Genomic DNA, 25,570 nt, shown 5'->3' with positions numbered 1-25,570 from the left:
GAAGAGATCCGCATGAAATATACTCAACTCGGGAACTCCGGCCTCCAGGTCAGCCGTATCGCATTGGGTTGCATGAGCTTCGGGACCCCCGGCACCCAATTCGACTGGACCCTCGAAGAAAAAGATGCCACCCCATTCTTCCGCCAGGCCACGGAACTCGGGATCACATTCTGGGACACCGCGAACGTCTACAGCGCCGGCAACTCGGAGGAGATCGTCGGGCGCGCGATGCGGGAGTACGCCTCCAGGGCGCAGATCGTTCTCGCCACCAAGGTCTTCTACCCCATGGGCGACAACCCCGGCGACCGGGGCCTGTCGCGCAAGGCAATCATGCAGCAGATCGACGCATCACTGACACGACTCGGCACCGACTACGTGGACCTGTACCAGATCCACCGCTTCGACCCCACCGTGCCGGTTGAAGAAACGATGGAAGCGCTGCACGACGTCGTCAAAGCCGGCAAGGCCCGCTACATCGGCGCGTCGTCGATGTGGGCGTGGCAGTTCGCGACCCTCCAGCACGTCGCCGAGGCGAACGGGTGGACAAGGTTCGTGTCGATGCAGGACCAGTACAGCCTCCTCCAGCGTGAAGAAGAACGAGAGATGTTCCCGCTACTGAAGTCCACCGGCATCGGTTCCATCCCCTGGTCGCCTCTCGCCCTGGGCATGGTTGCACGACCGTGGGGTTCCACCGGTTCAGCTCGGGGAACGGTGGCGGACGACCTCGACGAATACGGGAACGCCCTCTACAACGACGCCGACAAGGACGTCGTCGACGCCGTCGAAACGATCGCCAAGGCGCGCGGGGTATCGATGGCGCAGATCGGGTTGGCATGGGTGATGCACAACCCGGTCGTCACCGGCCCGATCATCGGCGCGACGAAAGAACACCACCTCAGCGACGCCGCCGCAGCCCTCGACATCGAGCTGACCGACGACGAGGTGCACGCCCTCGAGGAGCATTACACGTTCCGGGAGCCCAGCCACTTCATGTGATAGCGGCATCATTGCCGACCGCGGGTAGGCCGCCGAGTGTGAAACCTCGGCAGCCTACCTGCCGTCGATCCCGTCAGTCGCCATCGGCGGGTAGCAGGCGAAACGTCGCCGCGACGGCTGTAGGCGCGAGGATGGGGCGCACATAGGAGCCGCCATAGCGCGCGTACTTGTCACGATAGGCCTGGTCGATCTGCGGCTGCACCGCGTCGTCAGGTTCCTCGAGTGTGACGTCGCGGTCCACTCCCCCGGCACTGATGTGTGACTCGTGGCGTTCAAGTGCGTGCCGGAACCAGCCGTCCGAGCGGCCACGGTAGGAGCGCAGGAACAGATCGTCCCCGACCCGGACCACCCAGACGGGCACGCCAGGTCGAAGGGACCCATCCGCCCAGCGGGGCGCGAAGATCAGCTCGTCAGTACCGCCGATCCTCGCCAGGTCATCGACAGTCCATGCGGGCATCGAGTCGTCCTCTCCTTCTCGTGGTACTTCAGTGGATGTGATAACCCTGCTGCGGGTGCGCTGGCAGCCGAAGGTTCTCAGCGCCGCCGTGCCTGCGGAGCGAGCTCACGCTCTCCGTAGCTGGTGTCCGCCGGGTTGATCGTGACTCCAGGCGTCGCGATCTCGTCGATCCGGTCGAGCACCTCATCGCTGAGCACGACGTCGGCGGCCGGAAGCTGCGACTCCAGCTGCTCCATGGTCCGCGGCCCGACGATCGCGGAGGTCACGCCGGGGTGCCGGAGCACGAAGCCGATCGAGAGCTCGATCATGCTGATTCCCGCTTCGTCAGCGACGGCCGCGAGTTGCTCGACAACCTCGAGCTTGCGCTGGTTGGCGGGCAAGCTCATGTCGAACCGGCCGGCCATGCGCTTGCGCGCCGGGGAAGTCGGCGACGAGTCCTTCGTCCATGACCCGGAGAGCCAGCCCGCGGCGAGCGGGCTGTAGGTCAGCGTCCCAATGCCGTGCCGCAGCGTGGTCGGCAGCACGTCCTGCTCGGCTTCTCGCGTGAGGATCGAGTAGGGCGGCTGTTCGGTGACGAACCGCTGAAAGCCGCCCTGGCGGGCAGCTTCCTGCGCCTCCACGATCTGACTCGCGGAGTAGGTCGACGACCCGATATACCGCACCTTGCCCTGGTGGACGAGGTCGCTGAGCGCGTCGAGCGTCGCGTCGATGTCGACGTTCGGGTCGGCCCGGTGCATCTGGTACAGGTCGATGTAGTCGGTTCTCAGCCGTCTAAGGGAGTCCTCGACCGCGCGCACGATCCATCGGCGCGATCCGCCACGATTGTTCGGGTCGTCGCCCATCGGCATGGAGAACTTGGTGGCGAGCACCACGTCGTCGCGCCGACCCTGCAGCGCCTCTCCGACGATTTCCTCGGTTTCCCCTGCGGCGTACAGGTCGGCGGTGTCGATGAAGTTGATGTCCGCGTCCAGCGCTCGGTGGATGATACCGACCGAGGCATCCTTGTCTTTGTTGCCCCAGCCGCCGAACATCATCGCGCCCAGTGCGAGTGGGCTGACGGACACGCCCGTGCGTCCCAGCAGTCGTCGTTCCATGGTCTTCTCCCTTGTGCTTGTTCTGCGTCGCCGACGGTCGTCGGTGATCTCAGCCGGCGAACGACCGGCTGAAGCGATGTCCTCCGCGGACGAGTCGTTGCACGTCATCGAGGCGGATCCGCTCGTACTCCGCCAGCCTCGCCGGGACGTCACCCGAGCCCGCATCCCGCAGCTCCCGAGCAAGGGCCTCCGCGTCGAGCACGGAGGCGTCGAACCCCTGCCCCGTCATCGGCGTCGGCACGTGCGCGGCGTTCCCGACCAGGGCCATCCGGCCGGCGAAGAGCCTGAGCGGGACGTACTCGGCGATCGGTGTTCCGATCACGTCGCGTTCCGCGATGCTGTGCAGAATCGCGTCGCGCCAGGGTCGAGGCCACCGATGTGCTTCCTCGGCCAGCTCCATCAAGGTCTGATCGGACAGGTCGCGGCCACGGACCGAGTGCTGCACCACCCCGTCGGCTACAGCACCGGTCTGCTGCAGGAGGTCGTTACGCCTGGCGTCATACCACGCCCAGCCGATACGCCCGCGGCCCGGCTCGGTCGAGCCGTCTGGCCCGGCGACCGGGATGCCGAAGAGGATGTCGCCGTCGGCGTCGAGCATGTCCCAGGAGGTCGGGCGCCGGCCAGGGTGTGAGAGCGCGGCTTCGTCCACCATCCCGAGCCAGATGACGTAGCCGGCGTAATCCGCATCGGGCCGCTCGGGAGCCACGTGCCGACGGAGCAGGCTGCGATGCCCATCGGCGCCGAGCAGCAGGTCGCCGTCGAAGCGCCTACCGTCCTGCGACATCGCCCATGCCCGGTGCGCATCCTGCCCCACGTCGCTGACGTGGAGGTCATGATGCAGTTCGATCCGGGGGTCCGCGTCCGCCGCTTCGCGCAGCGCTTCCCGCACAGCCGTCCAGGGCGCGGCCATGGCGGAGAACGGCGAATTGCCGGCGAATCGGGCGACCCCCGTGACCCGGGCCAGCAGCGATCCATCAACCCCGAGCCCGCCCCCCAGACGCGGGGCTGGGTTCGAACGCTCGAGCACCGTGACCTCGACACCCTCACGGGCCAGCGCGAGGGCACTGACGAGGCCCGCGAGGGAGCCACCCACGATCACTGCCTGCAGGCGATCTCGGTTTACCACCGTCGTTTCCGACATTATGCTGCCCTTTCTGTGGTGTTCCGACCACCTGGTGCGTCGCTTATGCTGCGCTTCTAGTGCCGCTGGCGCAGACTCACGAGGATCGCGGCGCCGATCAGTGCCGCGATTCCGCCGATGATCAGCGGTGCAGCGGCTGACGCTTCGTCGACGAGGATGCCTCCGACGATGGCCCCGACAGCGACCGCGATGTTGCAGACCGTGATGATGAGTCCGCCGATCTGCTCGAGTCGGGTGGGTTCGATCTTCGCGCCCCACGTCAGCACTGCAGTCGGTACCCCACCGAAGCCGAAGCCCCACAGCGCGGCCGCAATGAACAGACCGACGATCGAACCACCAGTGGCGAGCATGACGAACATTCCCATTCCCGCCAGGGCAGGAAAGAGGAACACGGCCAGACGCATTGCGCGGTCGGCCAGGGGGCCACCGATCGCCGTTCCCACGAAGTTGGCGATTCCGAACACCAGCAGAAGGATGGAGAATCCCCCGGCGTCGATGGCGGACAGACTCTCGGCTACCGAGCGGATGTAGGTGAACCCGCTGAAGTGACCGCTGAAGACCAGAAGCACCGCGAGCAGGAGGAAGATCACGACGCGGGATCGGAGTGCCGAACCGAGCGCTCGAAGCCCGTTGGCAGCAGTGGGTGTGACACGGGGAAGTGTCGTCGCCTGCACGATGAGCGCTATCACCGCCACGACGGCGCCGAACAGGAATACTCCTCGCCATCCCCACACTTCGCCCAACCACACGCCGAGAGGGACCGCTGCGACGGTGGCGACAGACACACCGATGTTGATAATGGTCAGTGCACGCCCGAGGTGGCCCGCGAGCACCATCTGTGCGGCCATGGCCGTGGCCATGGCCCAGAATCCACCGAGCGCGACCCCCAGCAGGATGCGGGATGCCAGGAGTACTGGCAGATTGGGCGCGAATGCGACGATCACGTTGGAGATCACGGCGAGAAGTGTGAGACCGATCATGACGCGCCGACGATCGGCGCGCGGAAGTACCACCGAGATGAACAGAGCCGACAACGCGGCCGCGATGGCGGTCACGGTGACGCTCTGTCCCGCGGCTCCGACGGAGACGCCGAGGTCGTCTGCGATACGGGGCAGCAGACTCGCGGGGAGGTACTCGGACATGACGATCGCGAACACCCCTAGCCCCAGTGAGACAACTCCTGCCCACGAGGCCGGCTTCTGGCCTGTCGCTGTGTCGATCGACGGAGTTGTGGTTGTCAAAGGTTCATCCCTTGTTGGGTCCGGTGGCTTTAGTGGCCGCTGAACTGTCAGCGGGTGGTCGGCAGTTCGACGCCGGTGTGGTGGGCGAGTTGTGCGATCAGATCGTCTTGAAAACCCTGGTCCTGTGCGGCAGGGTGGGGTGCCTGCTGGCGCATGTGGTGCCAGTACCCGCCGGTGACTTCGGCTTCGGGGTCGTGGCTGCCGGCCAGCCAGGCCTGGGTGAGGTGGCCCTCGCGGAGGTCATCCGACGCTCCGGACCCGCCCATTCGGGTGGGTACCCAGCCGGGGTCGACGGCGTTGCTGAAGGTGTCAGGCCAGGTGCGGGCGATGAACAACGTGAACGCGGTGATGAACAGTTTCGAGTCGGAGTACGTCTTGGTGGCTCGGGTCCCGGACCAGTCGGCACCGGTCAGGTCTGCCCGCCCTCCGCGGTGCATGCCGCTGCTGAGGTACACCAGCCGGTCGGGGCGCTCGATCAGCGCCGTGAGCAGGTAGGGGGCCACGACGTTCACCGGCAGGACCGGGGATCCGTTGACAACGCCGGCGTTGTGAATGATGGCGTCCATCCGGCCGACGCTGTTCACCTGTTCTGCGACCGCGCGGACGTCGTCGGTGTGGGCGAGATCGCCGACGACGATCCGGACACCGCGCGCGGTCAGGTCGCTTAAGGCGTCGGCCCGGTGGGGGTTGCGGGCGTGGAGGACGAGCTCGTGCCCGTCGTGGAGGAGGTCGAGGGCGGCGTTTCGGCCGAGTCCTTCGGAGGAGCCGGTGATGAAGATGCGAGACATTCGGGGATCTCCTTGCTGGTGTCGAGCGGTGTCAGCTCTGGTCGGTGAGAGCGCCGCGGCGGGTGAGAACCCAGACCAGGAGCGCGACGATGATGATGGCAAGGGCGGTGCCGGTGACGGCGGTCCACCCGCCGGCAGTCCACAGCGGTCCGGCGAGGGCGGAGCCGATCGCACCGCCGAGGAAGTTGCTGCCTCGGCGACATCGATGAGCAGATTGCTCACCACGTGCCGGGTACCGAGTCGGTTACCGTGGATGCGGATGACCTGCAGTGCCGCGAGATGCTCGTCAGCGCCCTGACAGATGACCTCGGGCGACAGCTGCCAGCGTGTCTTCTCGAACAAAGCGGCGGGCACCCGCCAAGTCGGCACCATCCAGGCGGTGGAAGTACGTGTAGATCAAGCGTGTGATTGCCGACTCGGCATCATGACGCTGCTCAGATGTCAGCATGTTTTCCTTCATTTCTGATTGGCAGCCCACCGGAGCCGAATGCGTAAGGCGCTGGGCCGTAGACCGCTACAAATCTGGGATACCCGAGTCATAACGGGTTGCTCAGGGTGGTTCTGGACGCATAGGTCCGTAAGCCTGGTTCGAAGTTGGATGTAAGACGCTGACAAAATGTCAGCATCAAACGGATACTGTGCATCCGCATAGAAGGTACCACATAAGCGGATACGCCGCAACCGCTTTGATAGGGTCGTCACATGACCGAAGTGAAGCTGCGGAAGGATGCCGCTCTCAACCGTGCACGACTCTTGGACGCGGGCCGCGAGGTCTTCGCCGAGCGAGGCCTGGACGCGACCCTGAACGACGTCGCCCACCGTGCCGGCGTAGGCGTGGGCACCGCATACCGGCGCTTCGCAAACAAAGAAGACCTCATCGATGCGATTCGCTGTCAGCAGGACAACGAACTCGAAGCCATCCTGAACGAATCCCTCGCCACAGACGACCCCTGGGACGCGCTCGTGCACTACCTAGAGAAATCCATCGCTCTGCACGTGGCAGATCGCGGGATGGCAGAGCTCCTGACCGGTCGGCGCGTCAGGCCGGAAATGAACGACCACAGCCGCAGCCGACTGGCACCCGTCGTCAATCGCGTGGCCGAACGCGCACGACAAGCCGGGGTCATCCGTGCCGACGCCACCGGCCCTGATCTGATCTTCATTCAGATCGCCTGCATCTCCATCAGCGCCGTCGTGCGAGACGGGCCCGCGATCGAAGAGGGCGACTCTTCCACTGACCTGTACCGCCGGTACCTCTGGGTCATGCTCGACGGCTTGAAGCGCCAGCGCAACAGCGTCGCAACGCTCCCCGTGGAAGCGTTGACAACGGCGCAACTTCACATACTCCTCAGCGCCCCGATAACTCGGCCCACTGAACAACGCCGTCAACGCGGACACGCCCCTGATGAGTCGGGGCTGCTAGCCGCGCATCATCCCGAGCTCGACGAACACCCCTCAGCACCTCGCTGACACCTACTCGACGTCACCATCAACTCGAGCGACGCCGACTACGGACGTGAAGCCCCAGTTTCAGGCCCCCGTCGTCGCTGGTTAGTTCTCGCGTCGCCACGAGGTACTAAGGAAGGAAATCATCATGCCTGTTGGATCGGCAATCATCATCGGGGTCGGCCCCGGGCTGGGCTCAGCCCTCGCCCGCGCATTTGCGCACCGTGGCCACCCCGTGGCCTTGCTCGGTCGTTCTCAATCCACTCTCGATCTCTATGCCTCACACCTGAGGACCACGGCGGTGCCGGTGCGAGGTTTCATGGCCGACGCGTCAGAGCCAGACAGCCTTCGGGCCGGCATCGCCGCCGCGATCACGGATCTAGGTGCGCCGGAAGTGCTCGTGTACAACGCAGCGATGATCCGCATGGACACTCCCGTGGACGGAGACGACGAGGGATGGATCGCCGCCCTCGCAGTCGATATCCTCGGGGCGAAGATCGCCGCCGAAACCATCCTCCCCGCCCTCAATGACGGACGCGGCAGCCTCTTGTTCACCGGCGGCGGGGCAGCCCTCTATCCCAGCGCCGACTACGCGTCCATTTCTGTCGGGAAGGCGGCGCTACGCGCGTACGTACTGGCATTGAAGGCGCAACTCGAGGACGCGCCGGTACACGTCGCCACCGTCACGGTCAGCGGGACCATCGGTGGTGGCGAGGACCGATTCGCACCCGACGCGTTGGCAGAGCACTACATCGCCCTACACGCTCAGGAGCGAGAGAACTGGGAGACGGAAGTCATCGTTAGTTGACATCCCCACAGCAGGGAGAAGGGGCACACTCCAGACGGGTGCACCCCTTCTACTACGCGCCCCGCCCACCCTCTTCCGGTGGGCGCTACGGCTTGTTTAGAAGATTTTGAGCGTGCTCGGTGCTCGACTTGGAGCCGCGTGTCTGGGAGATCGCGCACTCAACCGGAAGCGATCGTTTTGACCCGTCAGGTCGAGGTGGTCAGAACCTCCTGGAGAGAGGGGCTGGAGACGGTTGATTCTCCCGGGCTCAGCGGGGCGCGACTGGCGAGGCTGAAACCCGGGGTTTTGAACGTTTGTGGCACCAGCGGCGGAGGTCGTCAATATCCGCATGCCCGCGAGCCGGTCGATCAACGGTGCACCCAAGGATCGCCCAGCACAAACCCAACCGCCCGCGAAGTCTCGCGGGCGTACGATTCCTGCAAGACCGCCCGCTCAAAACGCACAGGCCGAAGCGTGCTGATCGGATTCGCGAAGGGCTTACACCGGGGCTGACATTCGCCTCAAGCGTTCGGCGATTAAGGCCTCCCAACGATCGCGGTCGACGTTCCAAGTCATCGTGTGGTCCGCTTCGAACGCCTCGACACGCACCGCGTCGGGCACGAGACCGCTGAGTCGCTTGACGACATTGACCGGCGCCGAGGTATCGAATTCACCGTGCAAGACGAGCGTTGGCACTGACAACTCACCGGCCCTCGCAATCCAGTCGAAGCGGTGTGTCATCACGCGCGACTCAAGCCCGACAAGCCGGGCAAGCCCCGGCGAATCAAGCCATGGCACCGCGAGCGCGCCAACCCATCTCGGCAGTCCGGAACGAGTGCAGTTCGCTTTGATCGTCTCGACCCAGTCGAGCACAGGCGATTCGAGCACGAGCCCGACGATCTGATCGCGCACGTCAGGTCGAGCGGCGAGCTGCAGCGCAATTGTCGCGCCCATCGACCAGCCGAAGAGGATGAATCGACGAGCCCCTCGTTCGGAGGCAAACCGGACTGCCGCTTCAACGTCATTAGTCTCCATCGACCCCAACGTCGAACGCCCGGCGCCGACGACTGGTCCCTCGCCGTCGTTGCGGTATGTCACTACTAGCGAAGTCAGTCTCGCTGCCGCTGCGACCTGCACGCCACGGAGCGTGCCTGCGCGACTACTACCGAGCCCATGGATGTGGATGGCCCAGGTATTCGACGAGGTCCGCTGCGGCCCAATGAGCCAAGCCGGCGCCGGCCCGACCGCAGTCGGTACCTCGACGTCGACCGCCTCGAGACCGGCATCCTTCGGAGTCTGGAAGTAGATCCCGCTCCACGACGCGCGCACGCCCGACGCGAGCAACCCCGGCGCGGACTCCGAGACGACATCGCGGCCAACGCGCCCGCCGGCCACGTCGTGCACCGCCACGCCGAGCTGCACCCAACCGCCGTTCTCGAGGATCAGGTTGAACAAGCCCGGTGTCGCAGTCTGAGACGTGCGGTCGAGGATGACGACGGGCCGCTCCCGCATTCGATCCACGGCGCGCACGACGAGATCGAAGCGGCGCGGCGCGGCCGGCGCCGTTACCTGTCGAGCGATGACGTATCCGAGTGCGCCGAGTGCTGCCGCGCCGACGCCAGCAACGGCACCGAGCACCCCAAGCACTTTCAGCGCCCTCATGCGCGCAACTTCGACGAACCAAAGGAGGTCGATTCCGCCCGAACGAGGTGCCGCTCGGCGCTCTCCAAGACGTCACGATCGGAATCGGCGAGTTCATACGCGACGCGCGTGTCGATCATCGCGTCGCGGATCTCGACGACCTGCCGATGAAGCAGTGTCTCGGGATTCTCGGCATCGAACGCAGCATCCGCGTTCTGGCTCATGCCGGGTCGAACGCTCAAGGCTGCACGCCAGGCTGGCGCGAGCCGGCGCGAGAGTTCGTGCGTGGTCTGCTTGCGAGACCTCGCCTGCAGGGCACGCGTTGCGGGCTGGCCGGCGAATCCCAGGCAGAGCGCAAAGAACGCGAGCAGGAAGAGCGGGCTGTAGGCCACCGCCGCAGTGGACATGAGGGTGAGGTTGCCAACGACGTGCGCGAGATCCATCACGACGACAGTAGCGGCCAGCGCGATTCCGAGCGCCGCGCCGATGACGAGCAGCAGCGAAGGCACAGCCTCAACTCCGCGGCTGACTCGCGCCTGCCGCCCGGCGACAACAGCCATCGCAGCGAGCACGACGGCGTAGTAGCTGAAATGGATGATCGAGTACGCGGCGGCAGCACGTTGAGCGCCGAGGTCCAGCATGAAGTTCGTCGTCGTCGTGCCGCGATCGATCATCAGGAAAGCGGTAGTCGCGCCGAGGACGGCGGCGAGGTAAACGATCCGACTCAAGGCGATGCGTGCCAGACGTGGCGGACTATCTGAAGCTTTCATCACCCCGCGTCCGAGAAGAAACACGCCGGTCATGAGCGCCAGGTCAGCCACCAGTGTGACGAAGTTCGTTCCTCCAGCGAGCCCGTCGAGCGTGAGGTAGACCGGGTCGATGTTGAGGGTCATCGAGACAGCGATGGTCAGCGACGCGTACGTGATGCCACGCTCCACGCGCCGTCGGCGCAGCACGAGCAGGCACGCCACGAGCAGCCACATGAGACCTGCGACGACGGTGGCGGTCACCCGAAGATCTCCAGGAAGCGCGAGTCTCGAACCGCTGACGCTCTGATCGCCGCGGCGAGGTGGTCGGCCATTGACTCCGCCAGGATCTCACGCGGAGTATCGAGATCCTGCCGCCGGAGCAGCCGTCTTCTGGTCGACCGCGGGATGTCGGGCAACAGGAAGTCCGGGGCAGCCGGATCGTCACCGTCGACGTGCCCCAAAATCAGGTGGGCGAACTCGTGCAGCACGAACTGCTGACGGTGCAGCGCCGACTCGGTCGGCGCGTGGAACACGAGATCCTGGTCGTCGGTCTCCATCAGCAGCGCGCAGAGTCCGGCCTGTTCACCGAGCGCGTCGAGTTCGATGATGCGAACGCGGTGCCCGCGCCGCTGCTCGATCGCCTCGACCAATGCATCGAACGTGAACGACTCGCCGAGTGCGAGCTCGTACATGGCAGCCGACACTGCGACTTCGGTCTTCACGGTGTCGTCACTCCCTTCGGACGAGGGCTCACAGCGTCTTGGCCGCGCTGCGCGTCACGTGCGAGCGATCTCCTCGTCGAGGTATCTGCTGATTGCGGTGAGGGCATCGGGCGAGATGTCACCCAACGTACGGGCCGCGTACGCCTTGACGCGTGCAGCTCGCATCGATCGCACCAGTTCGAGCTGAGCGCTGACGCGTTCGGGCGTCGCCGCCCCGCCTTCGCCAGCCAGGAAGGCCGGCTCGACATCGAAGAACTCGGCGAGCCCCTCGAAGAGTCGCTGGTCTTGCACGTAACGGTGGCCGTTCACCATGTACGTCCAGCGTGAGCGAGACAGCTTTGTGCCGCGCTCGCTGAGGAACGCGGCGATGTGGGTATAGGTCGGCTCATTGCCAGTCTCGGTCACCGCGACGTCGATGAGCAGCCGGAGGCGCTTGGCCAAGTCCTCGGCGGCTGCGGTGTTCTCGACTTCGATCATCAGGTTCAGTCCCTCTCCCCTTCGGGTCAGGTAGAGCTGGGCATCTTGAATCGCTCGGGTGAGCAAACCTCAATCTACCAATTGAGCATGCCCAACGCAACAGTTGCGCATGCTCAATAGATGGTGCTAGAACATGACTTGAGTTCAATTGAGCATGCTCAACGAAGGGCTGCGAACCACAGACAACTCTGCACATTACAGAGCTTGCGCCTAGCCTTGGCGCCCGCTCCTGCCCGTCTCAGGCATAGACTGCGCGCCGCGCGCTGCTGCACACCTTTGTGTGACAGCCCCGCGCTCGCGCGGCCGTCGCCCCCGGAAGGTGGTCGAAGTGCCAACGAATCAGCAATCCCGCCCCGATCGAGACGCAAAACTCGTTCAGCTGCAGGAACAGCTGGCAGCGTCAGTCAATGCACTCGTGACCGGTGACGAATGGAAGCAAGCGCTCGAGTTCGCCGCCAGGTTCCGCGCTCGGTCGTTCAACAACACGCTGCTCATCTACACGCAACACTGCGCGGCATTCGAGCGAGGCCTGGTCCCTACACCGACGCCGAGTTATGTCGCCGGCTTCAAGCAATGGCAGGCTCTCGGTCGACGGGTGCTCGTGGGGCAGCACGGCTACGGCATCCTCGCGCCGCGGACCGCACGCTACGCCACCTCCGAGCCGGCCGTCGCTGAAACCTGGCGCAGGCTCTCACCTGGCGAACGCCCTCGCCCCGGCGAGACCGCTCGCTCGAAGATGATCGGCGTCCGGCCCGCGTATGTCTGGGATGTCTCACAAACCGATGGACGCCCAATTCCGAAGCATCCGACTGCGATGCTGTTGCAGGGCGATGCGCCTTCCGGCCTTTGGGACGGGCTCGCCGCGCTTATCCGAGTGGCGGGCTTCACGCTTTCGAGTGCTTCGGATGCCACGGAGCTCGGTGGCGCGAATGGCCGTACCGATTTCCTGAACCGCACCGTGGCGGTTCGCGGTGATCTGGAAGCTGCGGCCCAAACGAAGACTCTCGCGCACGAACTCGCCCACGTGCGAATGCATGCCCCGGGCGGCGACGTCGACACCGAGGCGCAACACCACCGTGGCATCGGTGAGGTCGAGGCGGAGTCCGTCGCCCTTATGATCGGCGCAGCCCACGGCATGGACACGACCGGCTACTCCGTCCCGTACGTCTCGACGTGGGCCGCGTCGGTGACTGGCAGGACACCGGCTGAGGTCGTGCAGTCGACGGGCGAGCGAGTACGCCGCGCAGCGGTCGACATCCTGAACCTGCTCCCGACCGAACAACTCGGCGCCAGTGACCCTCCCGGCCTCCAGCGCAATCTGGGGCATAGCTCCCCCACGGTCGCCGCGACGACCGCCCCGCCAAACCGACCGCTCGATCGCGTCGGTTCGAGGGGGCTGGCATGAACATCGGCGCGGTGCTCCTCGCAGCCGGACAATCCTCGAAACGGGACGCGGCACTCACGTTCGCCGAGGCAGGTTTGCCGGTGTTCCCGTGTTTGTCACAAGGCAAACGCCCCCTGACTCGAGCCGGATTCCTCGATGCCAGCCGCGACCCCGACACCGTGTGGTCGTGGTGGGCGAGGTGGCCGAACGCGAACATCGGGATGGCGACCGGCTTCGCCTCCGGAATCGACGTCGTCGACATCGATGTCGGCGTCGCCCGGTCTGGCTATGCCGCGCTCGAAACCGTGCAGCAGGCCGGCCTCATCGACGGCGAAGCCGCCCGAGTCCGAACGCCATCGGGCGGCCTGCACGTGTACTTTCCGGCTGACCCGGCGAATCCACAACGGTGCTGGCAGTCCGCGAAGGCCTACGTCGACTTCCGCGGCGACGGCGGCTACATCATCGTGCCGCCGTCGTCGCTCACTGCCGGGGGAAGGCAAATCGAATACCGACTGTGCTCACTCAGCTCGGGCCGAACGCATCCGGTCGACGCCGTCGCACTCCGCGAAGTCGTTGACCCGCGACTTCCACAACCCGACGAACGGCGCCACCCGACCGGTACGTCTGAGCCGACGAGGCTCGCCGCGTGGGTCAGCCGGCTGCAGGAGGGCGAGCGAAACCACGGACTGTTCTGGGCAGCATGCCGCCTCGTCGAGGCGGGATACGGGACATCCGACATTGCGAACACCCTCGGCCCGGCCGCAGCTCAGGCGGGCTTGTCCGAACGCGAGATCACCGCGACGATACGCTCTGCAGACCGCCGGGTCAGCGAATCAGTCAGGCACGGCAGCTCGAGGCGCGAATCCGAGTCACCCTCAGGACGAACAGGTGAGGCACCGTGTCTCCGCTGACGAGCGCACGTTCGCGCGGCACCCGCCTTGCAATGGTGACCGCGATCGTCGGCACCGTATTCATCGCGGCCGGCGCGTTCTGGCTGTCGTTCACCTCCCTGAGCGACCTCGCTCGCCGGTCGGGTCTCGGCGACGCACAAGCATGGGTATGGCCACTCATCGTCGACGGCATCATCGTCGTGGCGACCGTCGCGGCCGTCGCCCTCGCCCGCACTCGCGTCGCCTGGTACCCGTGGCTGCTGCTCATCGCCGGTGCCGCGATCTCGGTCGCCGCCAATGCGATCCACGCCGTCGTCGCCGAATCCACCGACGTGCCGCTCATGCTCGCGGCATCCGTCGCCTCGGTTCCGCCACTCGTGCTGCTGGCGATCACCCACCTGACCTCGATCCTGGCGCGCGCGCCGTACACCGCCGAACGCGAGGTCGACCTGGCGCCCGCCACTACGCCCGTCACGACGAAGGAAGCCCCGCGGATGCCGGTGACAACCGTCGTCCGCCTGAAGCCCGCCGCCGTCGCGCCGCGCGACGATGCTTCGTCACTGCGGGCACTCGGCTGGTCGAACTCGGCGATCGCGCGACAGCTCGGTGTGCATCCCTCGACCATCGGCCGGTGGCTGCGCGACCACGTCAGCGCACCTACGTCTCAAACCGGCACCGCGAGGGAAGGCATGAGTGATGGATGAAGACGAGTTCGAGAAGGATCACCACACGATGTCTAGCCGGCCCGTGGCCGACCTCGAAGAAGCGCCCGAGTCGGCCGGCCGGCACCCGGAGGTGAACCCTGCTTTCGCGCGGTCACAGCTCACGACCGACCCGCAGCAGCCACACGGCCTCGATCTGAACGGCCCGGCTCAGCGCCCCGGAATCGTCTGGGTCCGCGCATCCGATCTCCTGAACACCAGCAGCGGACGCGTCGCCGGTCGCGGACTCGATTTCGAAGCCGAGCTCCTGACACGCATGCGTCGAGCGCCGGCCGCGACTCGCCGAGCCATCCGCGAGCGGGCGAGCAAGCTGCCTCCCCTCTCCGAGTTCGGCAGGTCCCCCGAGCACACACAATTCAGCCGACCGGGGCTCGGGCGGCGGTGAATCATGAGCATCCTGCAAACCGCGGCGACACGCACCGAACCGACTGGAGGTGCCGCGATGAACTGGAGCTCGACGCGGAAGGATCACACCGAGGCCTTCCGAGGATCCGAAGGACTGCGAACCCTGCTCGCCCGGATGCAGGCATCCGGTGGGACCGCCTGGCGAACCGACCCGGAGGCAGCAGCCCTTTTGCAGTTCGCCGCCGAGAAGTACTCGGCTCTCGCCCGCAAACATGGGCTCGACCCGTGGGAGGCGGCATCCGCTGCGTTTGATGCGATGCGCGCCCCGGCCACGCTCCGCGCCCATGACCCGTGGGCGCTCGTCACGCGAGCTGTGCAGGTCACCTGCATCGCTGAAGAACGCGCCCAAGGCCTGCTGTGCTCGGTGCATCAGGCCCGCCGCGCGAAGGTTTCGGTCTTCCACGACGCCGAGCGCTTCAGCGACCGGGAGCATGAGCTGCCGGAGTATCACCCGGCGTTTCGAACCGACCCCGCCGACGCGCAGCCCGACACCGCGCCCCGCGAAGACGTGCAGGCCGCGGTCGGTGACGCGATCTCGCTCTTCACGTTGCTCGGCTGGCCGAACGACCGCGCCCGCAGTGGTGTCGAGTACGTGTGCGGCCGGCTCGCGGATGCCCCGTCGCGGGCCTCAGCCTACGAGTCGTTACGCCGCGACTATGCAGCCCGGGCCCAACTCGACATGCCGCAGCGCGCCTGGCACGCCATGCTGAAGGCCCTCCTCGGATGCTGCGATCCGTTGCACCAGCACACGGTCGCCGGCCGCGGCATCCTGCTGAGATTGCTCGTCGGCGAACCGCTTCGCGCACTGCTGCACGACGACGACCTCGTCACTGACATCGTCGTCAACACCCCGTGGGCACGACCATGACTACGAGCCAGGGCCACATCGAACTCGAGCGGGCGCTCGACTCGATTCGCGTGGGTGCCCGGCATCGCACCGACTTCGGCGACATCGACGCCCTCGCTGCCTCGATCGAGCGCCAGGGATTGCTGCAGCCGATCACGGTGACGCCCGATGGCGATCTCGTGTGCGGTGCCCGACGGTTGGCGGCGCTCCGGCAGCTCGGGGTGCGGACGGTGAACGTGTGGGTGCGCTCCGGGATCTCCGATGAGCTCGCGCGGCTGCTCGCCGAGCAGGACGACAACACGCTGCACAAGCCGCTCGCCCCGACGGAGTCGGCCGCCCTCTACCGTGAGGTCAAGGCGCTGCTGGCCGAGGAGGCACAGCGTCGCCAGGAAGCCAGCCGGTTTCAGCGAGGCACGAACGGCGCCGGCAGCGACGGTGCCGCGTCGGACGCGGCACCGCTCGCACGCGGCGCCGGCGACAGCCGCACACAGGCGGCGATGCTCGTGACGGGCAAGCGCTCGTACGACACGCTCGAGCGGATCGGACGGCTGCAGCGGATCGTCGACGACGAAGATGCCACAGAGTCGCTGCGATCGAGTGCGGCGACCGCGCTCACAGCGATCGATGGTGGCGCGACCGTGAAGCCGGCCTTTCGAACACTCAGCGCGCAATACTCCGTCGAGGACCTCGAGCGTCTCGCCGCCGACGCCGCTGAAGCTGCGAGCGCCCGCACCTCGGCCGCGGCGAGCGCTGCCCACCTCCACGCGGTCGAATCGACAGTTTCCGCCGAGGAGTTGCAACAGTTGGCGATCGAGGCGCTGGCACGGGCGAAGGCGGCGCCGAAGTCGAAGCGATCCCGGTCGGCCAGCTCCCGCACCGGCAGCGCGGACACCCTACCGGTGCGGGCGTTCGTGTTCCAGTGGACTGATCTGCACGAGTGGTGGCTCCGGTACGACCGCGAGGAAATTGCAGCCGAGTTGTCCGATGAGCAGTGGGCGCAGTTCGAGGCGACGGTCACGGGCTCCGTCGAGTTCGCAGACGCAGTACGTGAGCTCCGCACGACGTCGCGCGCGGTTGCCCGCTGACGTCGAGCGCACCTTATCGGTGACGTCGTTCACTAATCGCTGAAAGGAATCGGCCATGTCCTTCGCGAAGCGTCGCCGTCTGTTCGTGGCCCTCGTCGCTGGCGGGGGCGTGTTGCTCGTCCTGATCGGCGTCGGAGTCCTCGGCTTGCTGCGCGGTCCTTCACCCGAGCGCGACGTTGACACGCGGCATCCCATCGAATCGGATGCCGCAGCGCCGCCTGTGGCGATCTCGAAGCCGCGCCCGGTCGCTGCGACTTCGAACCCGGTGAGCTTTGCCCGCAGTGTAGCCCGTGCCGTCTTCGATTGGGACACTCGTGCAACCGGTGGGCCGGCCGACTGGGAGCAGCCGCTGGTCGACGCGGCCGACCCAGACGAAGCGGCGGGCGTCGCAGCGGATGTTCGCGGCTACCTGCCGAGTTCGACGGTTTGGGAACAGCTGGAGGCGTACGGCACCCGACAAAGCCTCACAATCGACGATGTGCGGGTGCCGGATGCGTGGACGGCGGCCCAAGCCCAGGCAGCGGCTGGGCAGATTCCGGCAACTGCTGTCGCGTTCACCGTCAACGGCACTCGGCATCGTGAAGGGATGTGGCGCCGGGAGCCCGTGCAGAGCGCCCGACCCGTGTCGTTCACCGTCTTCGTCGACTGCCCGGCCGACGAGCCCTGCCGGCTACTTCGGCTCTCGCGGCCCGACAGCCCGCTGGAGTGAGGGTGAACGATGAAGAAGCTCATCATCGTCCTGCTGCTCCTCATGCTCGTCGGCCCGCCGGCCGGGCTCGTCAGCGTGGCTGCCCTCATCAACCCGGCAGCGCGGTCGTGCACCGCTGGTTCGCTGATCGTCGGCCGCATCCCCGATTCCCTCACTGCGAAGACGCGATCCGGCAACTCGGTCACGCTGAACACGCAGCAGCTCACCCATGCCGCGACCATCACGACGATCGGGTCGCTGACTGCGGGTGTCGGCCACCCCGGTGTGGTCATCGCACTCATGGCCGCGCTCACGGAGTCGAGCCTCCGCATGTTGGCGAATCCCACCGCGTACTCCGAATCGGCCAGCTACCCCAACGACGGCGACGGACACGACCACGACTCGCTCGGGCTCTTCCAGATGCGGCCCGCATCGGGTTGGGGCACGGTCGCCGAACTCATGGACCCGGCCTACCAGGCGCGTGCGTTCTACGGAGGAGTCGGTGGGCCGAACGCCGGCTCACCGCGCGGACTGCTCGACATCCCCGACTGGCAGCAGCTCGACCCTGGTCAGGCGGCGCAGGCCGTCGAGGTCAGCGCTTACCCTGATCGCTATCAGGACTTCCAGCCGGTGGCCGAAGCGATCCTCGCCGCGCTGACCAGCAACGGGTCGACGGCGTCCGGTGGTGCAGCGACCCGAGTCCCCGAGACCGCGCGCGTCGTCTTCCCGCTGCCTGACGGCTCATTCACGAACACCGACAGTTTCGGCTGGCGCACCGACCCTGTCACCGGCGCGCGCGCCTTCCACGCCGGAAGCGACCTCGCCGCCCCCGCAGGCACGCCGATCCTCGCCGTCGCCGACGGCCGTGTGGTCTTCGCAGGCCCGCGCGGCACATACGGCGGACTGATCGTACTCGAGCACACCGTCGGCGGGCAGACCGTCGCCTCGTACTACGCGCACATGTACGACGCGGGCATCCACGTCAGCGTTGGCGACAGCGTTGCCGCAGGTCAGCACATCGGCGACGTCGGCTCAGCCGGCAAGTCGACCGGCCCACACCTTCACCTCGAGATCCACCCCGGTGGACAAGATGCCCCCGCCGTCAACGCGCTCGACTGGCTGACCGAACACGGCGCGGCAGGCGTCGGCGGATCAGACATCAACATCGCCGGATGCCGCCCCGAAAGGATTCCCTAACATGGACATCTTCCCCGACTTCGGAGCCGTCGCAACCGCCGCAGAACTCCGCAGCATCGTCGGCGCCCTCATGACCTTCGTCCTGATCGTCGCCGTCCTCATGATGATCATCAGTGCCGTCACGTGGGCACTCGCCTCAGCGAACGGCCTCTACCAAACTGCTTCCCGCGCCCGCCTCGGCCTCTGGGTCGCCTGCGGCGCTGCGGCGCTCGCTGGGGTCGGTGTGGCGTGGGTCAACTTCCTGCTGAACGTTGGTTCCCGGCTTTAGAAAGACGGCAGGCTGCACCTGCCCGCGTCGACCACCACGCTCAACCGGTTCACGAGAACGTCCAGATCAACGACGCGCTCCACCGACTTCGTCTGCCGGGGAAGAACGATCTCTGGATCACGCAGCCCCCTGCCGGGCTGGCAGCATCGCGATGAGAGATCTCAGCCTCGCCCCGTTGAAACCCCGTTGCCTTGGTCGCCCATCTGGGCCGCGAGATGCAAATCTTGCGTACGTCAGTGGTGGCTGGGAGCTATGGGCGCCACGTGTCAACGACGAATTCTGCAACTGCGGTGGTCGCGTTGTAGACCAGCCGAGCGTGGCGGGCCTCCGCCGGACTTTCTACTTCGCCCCCGTGTCCGTCCCCCAGGGACGAGTTACGAGCTTCAGCGACCGCTTGCACCGTCGTCGTGAGCGTGCGCATCATCTTTTTGATTGCATCGCTACCGCGTTGGTCGTCCCGCACGGAGTTGGAATTGATAGCCAGCTCGGCGGCCACCTTTGCGAAGAGACCAGGAAGATCGTCCGAAGCGGGATACTCGACGCCGCGATCCGACAAGACGATCTTGCACAAGGTCTCCAGCAGATTCTTCGACGACGAGATTGCGGCCGCGGGATCAGACTCGATATCTCGGTTGATTCGGTCGAGATGCTGGATCAGAACACGCTTGTCTGCCAGGTCGGGATGATCTCGCAGACGACTGGCTGCTGGGGCTCGTACCGCCGCAATCTGACGCCAACCGTATATGGGCTGCAGACCGATTCGCCCAGTCTCATATAGCTCGAAGCCGTCGGCGCGGAGTGCGTCGTTGTATCCGGTCACCAGTTGGGCAACGGCGTCGGGGTCAGGACGAACAAGCGGGTGAACCGTCTCAGCCAAGAAGCGAAGGAGGTTTTCGTCGCTACCGTCGCGAAGGTTGAATCTCGCATCGGTGAAAATCCAGTCGTCGTCCCAGTCGTCGTTGCGAGTTCGGTGTTGCCATATATCTCCAGCGGCGTCCGAGAATCGAGTGTCTGTGCTTCCGAGCTCTCCCAACTCGTAGAGGCGAGCCAGGAAATCCTCGTCGTGCATCCTCCCCGCCCACGAATGTCCCGACAGCGCGAGCCAATCGACAACGTTGTTCCGAGTGGTGCGTGAGACCCGACTTGGCGGCGCTGCCGCGGGTGGATTCCAGGCGGAGGTGAACGGGTTCGACATCCCACAATCTTCGCATCCGTTCTGCGACTGATCAGAGATCGTGCCAGCGCATTTTCTGCGGCAGGTCCTGCCAGGCGGGAGCGCGCTTGCGCGGCAGCCCGGGTTCTAGGACTGGCCTGCACACCTCGCTCCTGACAGTCGAAACGACCGAGGGAGCATCCAGTGATCGACATTGACCCCAATGGCACCGGCCTACCCGGCATCGACCAACTGCGCGTCATCGTCGGAGCGGTGATGACGATCGGCCTCATCCTCGCCGTGCTCGCGCTCATCGTGGCGGCGATCGTGTGGGGCTTCGGCGCGAACTCATCCAACCCGCACCTCGCTTCGCGGGGCAAGTCAGGCGTGCTGATCGCGTGTGGGGCTGCCATCATCTGTGGCGCCGCGGTGACGCTCACAAACTTCTTCTGGAACGTTGGCCAGGCCGTTTGAGGCCGCCCCGCTGAACAGGGCACGACCATGAGCGTCTGCGACGTCCCGGTCATCGCCGAGGTCTGCACCGCGGTCGGCGAGGGCACCGCCTCACTCGTCACGGCCCCCTTCGACTGGCTCGCGGCCGCGATGGGGTCCGCCGCCGCATGGATGTTCGAAGCGGTCTGGGCGGCTTTCGACACAACGACGCTCGTCGACGTAACCGACCCGAGCTACCTCGACGTCTTCAACGTGCTCTTCGGCGTCGCCGTGTTCATCACTCTCATGTTCTTCTTCCTGCAACTGATCACCGGGCTTATCCACCGAGACCCGACCGCCCTCCCCCGCGCCGGCCTCGGCTTGGCCAAATCGATCCTCGGATCCTTCGTGATCATCACTCTCACAGCACTGCTCCTGGAGATCACCGACCAGCTCGCGATCGGCATCGTCCGGGCATCCGGAAACACAATGGAAGGCATGGGCGATCGCATCGCCCTCCTTGCCGGTGGGCTGACCACGATCAACATCGCCGCCCCCGGTGTCGGCGCGATCGTGACGATCTTCCTGTCCGCTCTGGCGATCAGCGCCGCCGCGATCGTCTGGTTCTCGCTCTTGATCCGCAAAGCCCTCCTCCTCGTCGCCATCGTATTTGGGCCAATCGCACTCGCTGGTGCCACATGGGATGCCACGAAGGGCTGGTTCTCGAAGTGGGTCGCGTTCGTTGTTGCGCTGGTGCTATCCAAGCTCGTGCTCGTCGTGATCTTCCTCGTCGCCATCGCTCAGGTCGCCGCCCCGATCGACGCCGACCTCGCATCGATCAGTGACCCGATCGCAGGCATCGTGTTGATGTTCATCGCCGCGTTCGCCCCATACATCACGTACAAGTTCCTCAACTTCGTCGGTTTCGACATGTACCACGCGATGTCCAGCGAGCAGGAAGCCAAGTCCGCGCTCAACCGCCCCGTACCTGTTCCGGGCGGGCCCGGGGTCGACAGCGCGAAGAAGATCCTCGACGGCGGAGGCGGCGGGAAGAGCGCTTCGGCCGCGCCAACACCGACCGCCAACAGTGCAGGGCCCAGCGGGGTTGGTGCGGGCAGCAGCACGGTCGGCACCAGCGCATCCGGTGCGGGCGCCGGCGCCACAGGAGGGAGTGCGGCCGCAGGTAGCGCAGGAGCTGGCGCTGCAGGCGCGGGGGCGGCGGCCGGCCCTGCAGGGATCGCCGTGGTCGCCGGCGCCCAAGTCGCAGCCGCCACCGCCCGAGCCGGCCAACAGTTCGGCAGCTCCATCGGCAACACGGCCGACTCCCATACCGGCGCCGCGGGCGAATCCGCCGCGCCGCCACCGCCGACACCACCCTCCCCCGCGCCAGTCCCACCGCCGCGCTCGCGAGCTCCTGCGCCGCCGACACCGGCGCCACCGACATCCCGAACCTGAAAGGACACCAGTCCCATGGAGACCGACACCGCACGCCCTGACTACCGCCTCGCGCCAGTGCAGTTCTCGAGACTGACCCGCCGCGGCATCCTCCTCGGTCTCTCAGCCCCACAGCTCATCGCCCTGTCCATCGGACTGCTCACCATGGTGGCCGCCCTCTACACCGCCGGCGCGGCCGGCATCGCCTGGACCTCACCGATCTGGGGCACCGCCGCGCTCACTGCCGCCGTCCCGATCGGCGGACGAAAGATCGTTGAGTGGGTTCCGATCACCACCAAATGGATGCTGCGCGCTGCGCGCGGACAGCTCACCTACCGGCGACGCATCATCCGCCCCCGCCCGGTCGGCACGCTCGCGCTACCCGGCGACGCCGCTGCGCTGCGCGAATGGCACGATCCCGAGTCCGGCGCCGTCATGGTCCACGACCCACACCAGCAGACCCTCACCGCGATCATCGCAATCTCGCACCCCGCATTCGCACTCGTCGACCCCGGCGAACAGCACCGCCGCGTCGCCGGATGGGGACGCGTGCTGGCAGGCACCTGCAGATCCGGCCGCATCGCCCGCATCCAGGTCAGCGAGCGAACCTTGCCCGACTCCGGCACCGGCCTCGCCGAGTGGTGGGAACGCCACGGCACCGACGACGACTCCTGGGCCGCGAACACGTACCGCGACCTCATCGAACGCGCCGGCCCCGCCGGAGAACGCCACGCCACCACCATCAGCCTCGCGCTCGACCTCACTGCAGCCACCCGGCAGATCCGCGCGAACGGCGGGGGGATGCGCGGAGCAGCCGCGGTGCTCCGGCAGGAGATGACTGCGCTCAGCAGCGCTCTCCGCGCCGCAGACCTCATCGTCGGTGGCTGGCTCAGCGCGCCAGAGCTAGCGAGGTCGCTGCGCACGGCATACGACCCCGCGGTCGGCGTCGACCTCGAACGTCACCCAGATGTTGGCCAGGACTTGGCCACCGCAGGCCCGGTTGCTGTCACCGAGACATGGGATCGACTCCACACCGACTCGGCGTTGCATGCTGTGCTGTGGATCAGCGAGTGGCCCCGATCACAGGTCTACCCCGGCTTCCTCGCACCGCTCGTCTTCACGAACGGCGTCCTCCGTACCGTCTCGCTGCACTACCTGCCTGTGCGCGCAGACCATGCCGCCCGCGACATCCGCAAGAAGAAGACCGAACTCATCAGCGACGCCCACCAGCGTCGCCGCATCGGTCAGATCGAGGATGCCTCGGCCACCGCCGAGTACGACGACGTCCTCCAGCAGGAAGCCGACCTCACTGCCGGCCACGGCGTTCTGCGCGTCTCAGGCCTCATCACTGTGACCGCGCCCACGGTCGACGAGCTCGACGCCGCGGTGGCCGCGATCGAGCAGGCGGCGATTCAAGCTTCTTGCGAGGTGCGGCGCCTCGTCGGCCAGCAGGCGCAGGCGTTCACGGCGGCGGCGCTGCCGCTGTGCCGGAGCGTCTAGTGTGCGTCTCCCACCTCATCCCCAGCCCGAGCTTCCGCGGCGGGACCGCTGAGTTACGTATAGGTAGTCTCCGGCGGAGCACGCCGAGCGGCCGGCCGACGGGCTGGACCCGCAAGGGCTGAGGTGAACGCGGGGCCTGTTGCAGGCCACCGCAGGCGGCCACGTCGTCGGGGATGTTCGGCGGATCCGCAGTCTCGAGGATCCGCATCGTCAATACTGGCGTGCGCAATCGCTCCCCTCTGTGAGCGTGGCCGACGCACCATGTCGGATCGGGTAGCGCTATGGTGGGCAAAACCTGAGTGGGGAGTGAGCGTGACGAGTCCAGCGCCGGGCGTTCCTCAGTCTCGCCTGCTTGTGCCGGCCAATACGAACTTCAGCGATAACGGACGGCGGGGTAGATACGGTGTCGCGTACCTGCGCGCCCTCGCAGCCCACGCCGGTGTCGGGTTCTTCGAGACAACGTCAGATGAGGATGTTGACGCGCTTGATGTCACCCTCAAGTTTGGGCGGGCGAGCGCTGAAGTACAGGTCAAGTGCACAAGCGGGTTCAAGGTCGGTCCTGGCAGGGCGACGCTTTCGCTTGAACCTTCGTGGGTTGGCAAGTGGTCCGCGAGCTTCCATCCCATCTATGTCGTGATGGTGAAAGTGCCGTCCGTGGTTGGTGATTGGATCGACAGCAAGCCGTCGTCGACAGTGCATCGGGCAGTGGCATTCGGGAAACGGTTCGATCGCGTGCAACACACCGAATCGATGAAGTTCACAAGCGCGGACCGCTTGACTCCGGAGACGTTATACGACTGGCGCGATGAGGTCTACGCGTTCCTGGAGGGGGGTGGAGGTGCAGCATGAACGTTGAGATGTCCACCGATATCGCAGCCCTTTTGCGCGACCGCGGCTGGCAGGTTTCGGCGCGCAATCCTGGTGGTGCTGATCTGTGGGCGTTCGAGCGCGCAGAGATGTACTTGCCGCCAATTGTGCGACGAGGCTCCTTCGAATGGAGCGACATCACTGAGCGGATCGCCTCGGCACATCAAGAGAGCGTCATTACCGTCGAACGCGCGCTGGAGTTCGTGCGTTTTGACATCACCCGCTTCCGGATCGATAACGACGTCTATGGTGCGCAAACCATCGCGCTGGAAGCCGGCGCTACAGTCATCGGCTCAGCGTTCGGCATGATACGGGCCGCTGCCACGACAGCCCGACGACCTCGGCAGTCCATCGGCAGCAACTATTCGAAGCTTGGCGATGACATCGCGCGAGAGGCACGCTTGGCACACACGGAGGTCGGCTCGTTCGTGTTTCCTGTTCTCCTGCGCGTCGGTGATCCGAAGGCCGAGCTGGAGCCGCACCTCACTGGTGTCACATTCGACTCCGTGCAGCCAGAGTCGGAGGAGCGAAGGGTCACCCGCACGCTCGCACAAGCGCTCGCAGCATACGACAAGAACGTCATCCAGCCAGCGCGAGAGCCGCAGTCCCGCGACCTGCTGCCCGTCGTGATTGCCGGAGGGTCAAAGGAGATCTTCGCTCAGGTGAACCGAACTCTGTCTGAGCCAGGAGTCTCATGGCTGAGTACCGAGTTCACTTGGGCGCCGGCTGAAGCCGTCGCGGCAGCTCAACCCCGCGCCGTCACGATCCCAGCAGAGGCGCGCGAGATCGTCGCGAAGACGGTTCGGCTACTGTCATCGCCGAAGCAGGACCCACTACGCGTCATCACAGGGCCGATCATTCACATCGGGCACGTTCCAGGCGATCCATTCGGTGAGATTGCGATTCAGACGCCGAGTCCCACCGGTGCTCGCGTTGGGCGCGTCGACGTTCGGGTGAGGCAAGAACAACTGACCGAGATTCATCAGTGGATGGACGAGGGTACGACTGTTGTCGTTCACGGAGTGGTGGAGCGTCGCCACGGACGCACAGCGCGCCTTCGCGAGATCGCGAGCCCTCGACCGCTGGAAGACACGCTTGCGGACTTCGACACGGCCTGAGGCGCCGCACGAAGAGTCGTCCTTGTGAATTCAATATGCAT

At 66.1% G+C, this 25,570-nt stretch carries 27 protein-coding genes; 17 read left to right on the top strand and 10 right to left on the bottom strand.

Annotated elements, in window-relative coordinates; all coding sequences use genetic code 11:
• The first annotated feature begins 12 nt into the window (after positions 1–12).
• Positions 13–996, top strand: a complete 984-nt coding sequence (locus J7E25_RS05585) for an aldo/keto reductase (protein WP_214868746.1) — start codon at positions 13–15, stop codon at positions 994–996.
• A 73-nt stretch (positions 997–1,069) separates the two neighbouring features.
• On the opposite strand, the gene J7E25_RS05580 is transcribed toward J7E25_RS05585, so the two are convergent.
• The 5 genes from J7E25_RS05580 to J7E25_RS05560 all read right to left on the bottom strand — a co-directional run bounded on the left by J7E25_RS05580 (position 1,070) and on the right by J7E25_RS05560 (position 5,717).
• Positions 1,070–1,453, bottom strand: a complete 384-nt coding sequence (locus J7E25_RS05580) for a DUF2255 family protein (RefSeq protein ID WP_214868743.1) — start codon at positions 1,451–1,453, stop codon at positions 1,070–1,072.
• Between the two features lie 77 nt (positions 1,454–1,530).
• A complete protein-coding gene (locus J7E25_RS05575; RefSeq protein ID WP_214868741.1) occupies positions 1,531–2,547 on the bottom strand; it encodes an aldo/keto reductase in 1,017 nt (338 codons plus the stop codon).
• Positions 2,548–2,596: 49 nt separating this feature from the next.
• Positions 2,597–3,688 carry an FAD-dependent monooxygenase gene (locus tag J7E25_RS05570; protein WP_214868739.1) on the bottom strand — a complete coding sequence of 364 codons (1,092 nt, stop codon included), beginning with the start codon at positions 3,686–3,688 and terminating at the stop codon, positions 2,597–2,599.
• Positions 3,689–3,744: 56 nt separating this feature from the next.
• The gene (locus tag J7E25_RS05565) at positions 3,745–4,845 is read right to left on the bottom strand and encodes an MFS transporter (RefSeq protein ID WP_308164381.1); all 1,101 of its coding nucleotides are present in this window, start codon (positions 4,843–4,845) and stop codon (positions 3,745–3,747) included.
• A gap of 131 nt (positions 4,846–4,976) precedes the next feature.
• Complete coding sequence (locus J7E25_RS05560; protein WP_214868735.1) at positions 4,977–5,717, bottom strand: SDR family NAD(P)-dependent oxidoreductase; 741 nt, start codon at positions 5,715–5,717, stop codon at positions 4,977–4,979.
• 702 nt (positions 5,718–6,419) lie between these two features.
• On the opposite strand from J7E25_RS05560, the gene J7E25_RS05555 reads away from it, so the two are divergent.
• Complete coding sequence (locus J7E25_RS05555; RefSeq protein ID WP_214868733.1) at positions 6,420–7,187, top strand: TetR/AcrR family transcriptional regulator; 768 nt, start codon at positions 6,420–6,422, stop codon at positions 7,185–7,187.
• A gap of 124 nt (positions 7,188–7,311) precedes the next feature.
• A complete protein-coding gene (locus J7E25_RS05550; RefSeq protein ID WP_214868731.1) occupies positions 7,312–7,971 on the top strand; it encodes an SDR family NAD(P)-dependent oxidoreductase in 660 nt (219 codons plus the stop codon).
• Positions 7,972–8,448: 477 nt separating this feature from the next.
• On the opposite strand, the gene J7E25_RS05545 is transcribed toward J7E25_RS05550, so the two are convergent.
• From J7E25_RS05545 to J7E25_RS05530, 4 genes are all read right to left on the bottom strand, one after another.
• Positions 8,449–9,480 (bottom strand): alpha/beta fold hydrolase, encoded by a 1,032-nt coding sequence (locus tag J7E25_RS05545; RefSeq protein ID WP_308164380.1) that lies wholly within the window; start codon positions 9,478–9,480, stop codon positions 8,449–8,451.
• A gap of 128 nt (positions 9,481–9,608) precedes the next feature.
• Positions 9,609–10,601, bottom strand: coding sequence for a DUF6545 domain-containing protein (locus tag J7E25_RS05540; RefSeq protein ID WP_214868729.1), 993 nt, complete (start codon positions 10,599–10,601; stop codon positions 9,609–9,611).
• The gene (locus J7E25_RS05535) at positions 10,598–11,062 is read right to left on the bottom strand and encodes a hypothetical protein (RefSeq protein WP_214868726.1); all 465 of its coding nucleotides are present in this window, start codon (positions 11,060–11,062) and stop codon (positions 10,598–10,600) included. Before J7E25_RS05535 ends, J7E25_RS05540 begins: the two co-directional genes overlap by 4 nt.
• A gap of 54 nt (positions 11,063–11,116) precedes the next feature.
• A complete protein-coding gene (locus J7E25_RS05530) occupies positions 11,117–11,539 on the bottom strand; it encodes a hypothetical protein (RefSeq protein WP_214868724.1) in 423 nt (140 codons plus the stop codon).
• Between the two features lie 415 nt (positions 11,540–11,954).
• Between J7E25_RS05530 and J7E25_RS05525 the strand changes: the two genes are divergently transcribed.
• From J7E25_RS05525 to J7E25_RS05485, 9 genes are read left to right on the top strand one after another with little or no spacing between them, the layout of a single operon-like run.
• Positions 11,955–12,944 (top strand): ArdC-like ssDNA-binding domain-containing protein, encoded by a 990-nt coding sequence (locus tag J7E25_RS05525; RefSeq protein ID WP_214868722.1) that lies wholly within the window; start codon positions 11,955–11,957, stop codon positions 12,942–12,944.
• Positions 12,941–13,834 carry a bifunctional DNA primase/polymerase gene (locus tag J7E25_RS05520; protein ID WP_214868720.1) on the top strand — a complete coding sequence of 298 codons (894 nt, stop codon included), beginning with the start codon at positions 12,941–12,943 and terminating at the stop codon, positions 13,832–13,834. The genes J7E25_RS05525 and J7E25_RS05520 overlap by 4 nt, the downstream gene beginning before the upstream one ends.
• 32 nt (positions 13,835–13,866) lie before the next feature.
• On the top strand, positions 13,867–14,517 hold the full coding sequence (locus tag J7E25_RS05515; RefSeq protein WP_214868889.1) for a DUF2637 domain-containing protein: 651 nt from the start codon (positions 13,867–13,869) through the stop codon (positions 14,515–14,517).
• Positions 14,510–14,920, top strand: a complete 411-nt coding sequence (locus J7E25_RS05510; protein WP_214868718.1) for a hypothetical protein — start codon at positions 14,510–14,512, stop codon at positions 14,918–14,920. Before J7E25_RS05515 ends, J7E25_RS05510 begins: the two co-directional genes overlap by 8 nt.
• Before the next feature lie 3 nt (positions 14,921–14,923).
• On the top strand, positions 14,924–15,808 hold the full coding sequence (locus tag J7E25_RS05505) for a hypothetical protein (RefSeq protein WP_374196193.1): 885 nt from the start codon (positions 14,924–14,926) through the stop codon (positions 15,806–15,808).
• Entirely contained in the window at positions 15,805–16,872 is a 1,068-nt protein-coding gene (locus tag J7E25_RS05500; RefSeq protein ID WP_214868716.1) for a ParB N-terminal domain-containing protein, read from the top strand. Before J7E25_RS05505 ends, J7E25_RS05500 begins: the two co-directional genes overlap by 4 nt.
• Before the next feature lie 55 nt (positions 16,873–16,927).
• A complete protein-coding gene (locus J7E25_RS05495; RefSeq protein WP_214868714.1) occupies positions 16,928–17,581 on the top strand; it encodes a hypothetical protein in 654 nt (217 codons plus the stop codon).
• A gap of 9 nt (positions 17,582–17,590) precedes the next feature.
• Positions 17,591–18,757 carry a M23 family metallopeptidase gene (locus tag J7E25_RS05490; RefSeq protein WP_214868712.1) on the top strand — a complete coding sequence of 389 codons (1,167 nt, stop codon included), beginning with the start codon at positions 17,591–17,593 and terminating at the stop codon, positions 18,755–18,757.
• Between the two features lies 1 nt (position 18,758).
• On the top strand, positions 18,759–19,025 hold the full coding sequence (locus tag J7E25_RS05485) for a DUF6112 family protein (RefSeq protein ID WP_214868710.1): 267 nt from the start codon (positions 18,759–18,761) through the stop codon (positions 19,023–19,025).
• Positions 19,026–19,275: 250 nt separating this feature from the next.
• On the opposite strand, the gene J7E25_RS05480 is transcribed toward J7E25_RS05485, so the two are convergent.
• Positions 19,276–20,220 (bottom strand): abortive infection family protein, encoded by a 945-nt coding sequence (locus J7E25_RS05480; RefSeq protein WP_214868708.1) that lies wholly within the window; start codon positions 20,218–20,220, stop codon positions 19,276–19,278.
• 162 nt (positions 20,221–20,382) lie between these two features.
• On the opposite strand from J7E25_RS05480, the gene J7E25_RS05475 reads away from it, so the two are divergent.
• The 5 genes from J7E25_RS05475 to J7E25_RS05455 all read left to right on the top strand — a co-directional run bounded on the left by J7E25_RS05475 (position 20,383) and on the right by J7E25_RS05455 (position 25,529).
• Positions 20,383–20,652 (top strand): DUF6112 family protein, encoded by a 270-nt coding sequence (locus tag J7E25_RS05475; protein WP_214868706.1) that lies wholly within the window; start codon positions 20,383–20,385, stop codon positions 20,650–20,652.
• Positions 20,653–20,679: 27 nt separating this feature from the next.
• Positions 20,680–22,065, top strand: a complete 1,386-nt coding sequence (locus J7E25_RS05470; protein WP_214868704.1) for a conjugal transfer protein TrbL — start codon at positions 20,680–20,682, stop codon at positions 22,063–22,065.
• A gap of 15 nt (positions 22,066–22,080) precedes the next feature.
• The gene (locus tag J7E25_RS05465) at positions 22,081–23,544 is read left to right on the top strand and encodes an SCO6880 family protein (RefSeq protein WP_214868702.1); all 1,464 of its coding nucleotides are present in this window, start codon (positions 22,081–22,083) and stop codon (positions 23,542–23,544) included.
• Between the two features lie 312 nt (positions 23,545–23,856).
• Positions 23,857–24,393, top strand: coding sequence for a DUF4365 domain-containing protein (locus tag J7E25_RS05460; protein WP_214868700.1), 537 nt, complete (start codon positions 23,857–23,859; stop codon positions 24,391–24,393).
• The gene (locus tag J7E25_RS05455; RefSeq protein WP_214868698.1) at positions 24,390–25,529 is read left to right on the top strand and encodes a hypothetical protein; all 1,140 of its coding nucleotides are present in this window, start codon (positions 24,390–24,392) and stop codon (positions 25,527–25,529) included. Before J7E25_RS05460 ends, J7E25_RS05455 begins: the two co-directional genes overlap by 4 nt.
• Positions 25,530–25,570: the final 41 nt, after the last annotated feature.

Origin of the sequence: Agromyces sp. ISL-38, from assembly GCF_018613935.1 — a bacterium.
In the GTDB taxonomy this organism is placed as follows: domain Bacteria; phylum Actinomycetota; class Actinomycetes; order Actinomycetales; family Microbacteriaceae; genus Agromyces.
Note: the sequence above shows the minus strand (reverse complement) of the source record. Positions and strands in the feature narration are given on the sequence as shown.

What these genes read in the sequence shown, in the direction of transcription:
- J7E25_RS05585 (WP_214868746.1), top strand. Translation starts at nt 13, where the DNA reads ATGAAATATACTCAACTCGGGAACTCCGGCCTCCAGGTCAGCCGTATC.
- J7E25_RS05580 (WP_214868743.1), bottom strand. Translation starts at nt 1,453, where the DNA reads ATGCCCGCATGGACTGTCGATGACCTGGCGAGGATCGGCGGTACTGAC.
- J7E25_RS05575 (WP_214868741.1), bottom strand. Translation starts at nt 2,547, where the DNA reads ATGGAACGACGACTGCTGGGACGCACGGGCGTGTCCGTCAGCCCACTC.
- J7E25_RS05570 (WP_214868739.1), bottom strand. Translation starts at nt 3,688, where the DNA reads ATGTCGGAAACGACGGTGGTAAACCGAGATCGCCTGCAGGCAGTGATC.
- J7E25_RS05560 (WP_214868735.1), bottom strand. Translation starts at nt 5,717, where the DNA reads ATGTCTCGCATCTTCATCACCGGCTCCTCCGAAGGACTCGGCCGAAAC.
- J7E25_RS05555 (WP_214868733.1), top strand. Translation starts at nt 6,420, where the DNA reads ATGACCGAAGTGAAGCTGCGGAAGGATGCCGCTCTCAACCGTGCACGA.
- J7E25_RS05550 (WP_214868731.1), top strand. Translation starts at nt 7,312, where the DNA reads ATGCCTGTTGGATCGGCAATCATCATCGGGGTCGGCCCCGGGCTGGGC.
- J7E25_RS05530 (WP_214868724.1), bottom strand. Translation starts at nt 11,539, where the DNA reads ATGATCGAAGTCGAGAACACCGCAGCCGCCGAGGACTTGGCCAAGCGC.
- J7E25_RS05520 (WP_214868720.1), top strand. Translation starts at nt 12,941, where the DNA reads ATGAACATCGGCGCGGTGCTCCTCGCAGCCGGACAATCCTCGAAACGG.
- J7E25_RS05515 (WP_214868889.1), top strand. Translation starts at nt 13,867, where the DNA reads ATGGTGACCGCGATCGTCGGCACCGTATTCATCGCGGCCGGCGCGTTC.
- J7E25_RS05510 (WP_214868718.1), top strand. Translation starts at nt 14,510, where the DNA reads ATGGATGAAGACGAGTTCGAGAAGGATCACCACACGATGTCTAGCCGG.
- J7E25_RS05505 (WP_374196193.1), top strand. Translation starts at nt 14,924, where the DNA reads ATGAGCATCCTGCAAACCGCGGCGACACGCACCGAACCGACTGGAGGT.
- J7E25_RS05500 (WP_214868716.1), top strand. Translation starts at nt 15,805, where the DNA reads ATGACTACGAGCCAGGGCCACATCGAACTCGAGCGGGCGCTCGACTCG.
- J7E25_RS05495 (WP_214868714.1), top strand. Translation starts at nt 16,928, where the DNA reads ATGTCCTTCGCGAAGCGTCGCCGTCTGTTCGTGGCCCTCGTCGCTGGC.
- J7E25_RS05490 (WP_214868712.1), top strand. Translation starts at nt 17,591, where the DNA reads ATGAAGAAGCTCATCATCGTCCTGCTGCTCCTCATGCTCGTCGGCCCG.
- J7E25_RS05485 (WP_214868710.1), top strand. Translation starts at nt 18,759, where the DNA reads ATGGACATCTTCCCCGACTTCGGAGCCGTCGCAACCGCCGCAGAACTC.
- J7E25_RS05480 (WP_214868708.1), bottom strand. Translation starts at nt 20,220, where the DNA reads ATGTCGAACCCGTTCACCTCCGCCTGGAATCCACCCGCGGCAGCGCCG.
- J7E25_RS05470 (WP_214868704.1), top strand. Translation starts at nt 20,680, where the DNA reads ATGAGCGTCTGCGACGTCCCGGTCATCGCCGAGGTCTGCACCGCGGTC.
- J7E25_RS05465 (WP_214868702.1), top strand. Translation starts at nt 22,081, where the DNA reads ATGGAGACCGACACCGCACGCCCTGACTACCGCCTCGCGCCAGTGCAG.
- J7E25_RS05455 (WP_214868698.1), top strand. Translation starts at nt 24,390, where the DNA reads ATGAACGTTGAGATGTCCACCGATATCGCAGCCCTTTTGCGCGACCGC.